The following is a 3,620-nucleotide window of genomic DNA, read 5'->3' on the forward strand; positions in this document are numbered from 1 at the left end:
ACTACAGACAAACCAATCCAGAAAAAATAAAGAAATTATACAAGACCAAAAATGGAATTCTAACCTTTTTAGACTTCCAAATGCAAAACTGGACACAAAAACACATAAAAATTAAATAAGCCTATAAAATTTTACAGACTCGAATTTTATAAAAAATATTTATAAAATAATTAATTTGTAAAAAAATTTTTATATTCCTAAAATATTATATATTAATTGGTGCGTATTGTTGCAAAAGGTTTATATAAATATTTTAACTGCACTAAGAATACTTCTTGGAGTGCTGTTCATACATTTCACATTAATTGATTATAATATAGGTTATTTATTATTTATTTTTATTTTAACTGCACTATCTGATTATTTTGATGGCAAATTGGCTAAAAAATACAATTTGGATACGTATGACGGTGCCAAATTTGATGTGATTTGTGATTTCATATTTATTGTTTTATCTACTTTTGCAGTAATGCTGATTAATCTGATACCGTTCTGGTTCATATTTGTCATAATATTGAAAATGGTAGAGTTTTTCAAAACATCTCCAAGTGATGACTTTTATTATGAAAGATTGGGTCATATTGTTGCATTGATGTTTTATGCATATCCTATTGTTGCATTGTTAATCCATGTTGGGACGGTCAATACGATTTTGGCAATATTCATAACCATCTGCGCATTGCTTTCATCGCTTTCAAGAATTAGACCGGTGATAAGTTGATTTCCCTTAGAAAGATAAACACTTTAATGGTAATAATTATAATCATATTGCTTTTAAATCATGCAGTACTGTCCGTTTTGCACCTGTTTGGAATCATTGGATATTCTCCAAGCTTTCAGATAACCGGTCGAAGGATATTTTATCCTATTGTTGTCCATATAATCATTAGCTTATACTTATATTTCAAGGACAGGTCCAAAAGGGGTAACAGGTATTCTGGTTTGATTAAGGATACAACACAGCAGCTCGTCACAGGAATTTTAATAGTGGTCTTTGTGAGCCTGCACATCCTAAGCTATATGTTTGCCCCATTGAATTCAGGTTATGACTTTTGGATGAGGATATTTCATTTTGCAGTTGATAATCTGCTGTTCATTTCATTGATATTGCATTTAAGTGTGTCAATTCCTAAATTCATGATGTCATTAGGATTCTTGGACGGGAAGGATGAATATGCAAATTTCAAGCATAAAAACAACTGTGTTTTACTGATAATTTTAATAATGTTGATATTGGCGGAAATAGTCTATAATCTGGGAGGCGTTTTATGAATAAAGTAATTGTAGTTGGTGCAGGAATGGCCGGTCTGACTGCAGCCATAAGAGCATCAGACAATGCAGAGGTTGACTTGATATCTCTGGACTATTCCGAGCGTTCACAGTCTGTGATGGCTATGGGAGGCATCAACGCCGCATTAAACACCAAAGGCCAGGACGATTCCACCGAGCAGCACTATGCAGATACAATGCATGGTGGATGTGAAATCAATGATGCTGAAGCGGTTTTGAGGCTGACTGCAGATGCTTTAAAAATTGTCGAATGGCTATCTGAAATAGGAACAAGCTTCACAAGGGATGAAAACGGAAACATCGACTTGAGATATTTTGGAGGTCAAAAAAAGCAAAGGACAGCTTATGCTGGTGCAAGAACAGGAAAGCAGATTGTGACTGCACTCATAGGTCAATGCAGGAAAAGGGAAGTTGAAGGCAAGGTCACCAGACATGTAGGATGGAGATTTGTCTCATTGATATTTACCGACAAGAGGGAATGTGCAGGCGTTGTCTGCGTTAATGAGGATTCTGGTGAAATAAAATCCTTCACTGGTGATGCGGTTATCATTGCCACAGGTGGATTGAATTCCCTATTCGGAAAGACTGTCGGATCAACACAGAATGACGGTTATGCCACAGCAAGGCTATTGACTCAAGGGGTTCAATTGGCAAATCTTGAGATGATACAGTACCATCCGACAACTGTCAGGACACCAAACAAGAGAATGCTCATAACCGAGGCGGCACGCGGTGAAGGGGGTAAGCTATATGTCCTTAGGGATGGTGAAAAATGGTATTTCATGAAGGAATGGTATCCTGAATTGGCGGAACTGATGCCACGGGATGTCGTTTCAAAAAGTATCTACAAGGCATCCAACGGTGGTGAAAAGGAAGTGTATCTGGATATCACCCATTTGGATGAGGATACAATTAGGGTTAAGTTGGATGAGGTCTATGACATATGCACAAAATACTTGAATTTGAATCCTATAGAAGAGCCGATTCCTATTTTCCCGGGAGTGCACTATTTCATGGGTGGAATCAGGACTGATGCTGATCACAGGACAAACATCAAGGGATTGTATGCTGCAGGCGAATGCTCAAGCCAGTATCATGGAGCCAACAGGCTTGGAGGTAATTCTCTTTTGGGAGCAATTCACGGTGGCTGGATTGCAGCTGAAAATGCAATTCTTGAAAAGCCGACAGGTGAACTAATTCGAGAGGAAGTTAATATTCCAACTCAGAATGATGGAAGGCTTGCAGAAATCATGAACCGCTCAATGAGCATATATCGTGATGAGGAAAACCTGACTGATGCTCTCAATGAATTGAATGGCATGGAGGAGTCTCCATTAATAATTCTTGCAAAGGCATGCATAATGTCTGCAATTGAGAGAAAGGAAAGTCGAGGAGCACATCAAAGAACAGATTATCCTCAAAGCAGTTCTGAGTTTGAAAAGGCATCCAATGTGACATATGACGGTGAAATTAACGTATTTTTTGAGTGATTTTATGAAAGTTAAGATTAAGGTGGGGGATGGTTATCAGGAATTTCAATATGATGGCGACTTAAATATCACAGTCACATCCTTGCTTGAAAAATTGGGAAATCCTGTAGAGTATTCATGCAGCTGCCTTCAGGGAATATGTGGTGCATGTGCAATGGTCATCAACGGAGAGCCTAAGCTTGCATGCCAGACATTCCTAAAAAATGAGCAGGTTGTCAAGGAATATGAAGTCATTACAATTGAGCCGTTATCCAAATTCCCATTGATAAAGGATTTGAAGGTGGACAGGTCAATATTGTATGATTCGATGAAAAAGTCCAAGATATGGCTTGAAAGCGATGCAAAAGTAAATGAAAAAGATTTGGATTTTGAATATGAGATGTCCTTGTGTTTGATGTGTGGATGCTGTTGTGAGGCATGTCCAAATTATGATTTGGGAGACTTTGTTGGGGCGCACATTCCCGTTTCAGCATCAAAGGTTATAGGTCAGGAAAAGGATTCTGGGCATGTGAAAGAAATCAAAAAAAGCTATAAGAAGGGATTCTATAATCATTGCGTCAAGTCCCTTGCATGTGAGGACTCATGTCCTGCAGGAATATCAACCCAAAGGGCAATTTCAAGAATGAATAAAAAGTCCGTCTGGAGAATCAGGGAATTGCTCCATCATGATTAATATTAAATAATTTAGGTATGATAATATATTTAGGGGCCTGAATTTTTTTTGTTAAAATTCGACCAGATTCATTTTCTTTTTCTTATTTTTCATATTATTTTTTGATGGTTTATAAAAATACATTAGGATAATTTTTTATTTTATTAAAAAAGGTCTTAATACCCATA

The 3,620-nt window shown here is 37.1% G+C and carries 4 protein-coding genes; all 4 read left to right on the forward strand.

The annotated features are described in order from the left end of the window. Positions 1–229: 229 nt before the first annotated feature. Genes ILA26_RS08795 through ILA26_RS08810 form a run of 4 tightly spaced genes read left to right on the forward strand, consistent with a single transcriptional unit; the run spans position 230 to position 3,453 of the window. On the forward strand, positions 230–721 hold the full coding sequence (locus ILA26_RS08795) for a CDP-alcohol phosphatidyltransferase family protein (RefSeq protein WP_292896425.1): 492 nt from the start codon (positions 230–232) through the stop codon (positions 719–721). After that, complete coding sequence (locus ILA26_RS08800) at positions 718–1,272, forward strand: hypothetical protein (RefSeq protein WP_292896427.1); 555 nt, start codon at positions 718–720, stop codon at positions 1,270–1,272. Before ILA26_RS08795 ends, ILA26_RS08800 begins: the two co-directional genes overlap by 4 nt. Then, positions 1,269–2,780 (forward strand): FAD-binding protein, encoded by a 1,512-nt coding sequence (locus ILA26_RS08805; RefSeq protein ID WP_292896429.1) that lies wholly within the window; start codon positions 1,269–1,271, stop codon positions 2,778–2,780. Before ILA26_RS08800 ends, ILA26_RS08805 begins: the two co-directional genes overlap by 4 nt. Before the next feature lie 4 nt (positions 2,781–2,784). Next, positions 2,785–3,453 carry a 2Fe-2S iron-sulfur cluster-binding protein gene (locus tag ILA26_RS08810; protein WP_292896431.1) on the forward strand — a complete coding sequence of 223 codons (669 nt, stop codon included), beginning with the start codon at positions 2,785–2,787 and terminating at the stop codon, positions 3,451–3,453. Positions 3,454–3,620 lie beyond the last annotated feature (167 nt).

The organism is Methanobrevibacter sp. (assembly GCF_017940815.1).
Lineage (GTDB): Archaea > Methanobacteriota > Methanobacteria > Methanobacteriales > Methanobacteriaceae > Methanocatella.

Excerpts from the sequence above, each read along its gene's own strand:
- ILA26_RS08805 (WP_292896429.1), top strand. The coding sequence starts at position 1,269 with ATGAATAAAGTAATTGTAGTTGGTGCAGGAATGGCCGGTCTGACTGCA.
- ILA26_RS08810 (WP_292896431.1), top strand. The coding sequence starts at position 2,785 with ATGAAAGTTAAGATTAAGGTGGGGGATGGTTATCAGGAATTTCAATAT.